We start from the raw sequence: 452 nt of genomic DNA on the forward strand, positions 1-452 counted from the left end.
CACCGAGGCCCGCGCGTACTTCGCCGCGCACCCGGAGCCGGTGGAGGTCTACCTGGCCCGCGTCCTGGGAGGACCGAAGGCGCCTGGCCGCGCCGCGAGCCTCGTCGGGCTGGAGGCGCTGCTGACCCGCGCCGAGCAGGAGTGGCCGGTGACGGCGCTGCGCGCGGAGACGCTGCCGGACTTCCGCCTCGAGCAGCGCGCCTGGCTTCCGCTGCTGGATGCCCCCGTCCAACAGGCCACGCGACTTCTGGGCCTGCCGGAAGGCGGGCCCGCACCTCGGGTGGTGGTTAATCTGCTCGAGGCCGAGGGAAGCGTGCGACCAGTGGACACGGGGCAGGGGTGGGTGATTGTGGTGGGACCCGTGACGCGCACGCCTGACGCCGAGCCGGTGGTGCGGGAGCTGGCGCGTGGGGTACTCAGCTCACGGCTGTCCGGCCGCCTGGGTGCTCGCT

At 74.1% G+C, this 452-nt stretch carries 1 pseudogene; it reads left to right on the forward strand.

The annotated features are described in order from the left end of the window. Positions 1-452 (forward strand): annotated as a pseudogene (locus tag FL311_RS44785) (hypothetical protein); the annotation flags it as partial.

This window comes from Myxococcus sp. AB025B, from assembly GCF_006518215.1.
In the GTDB taxonomy this organism is placed as follows: Bacteria; Myxococcota; Myxococcia; order Myxococcales; family Myxococcaceae; genus Myxococcus; species Myxococcus fulvus.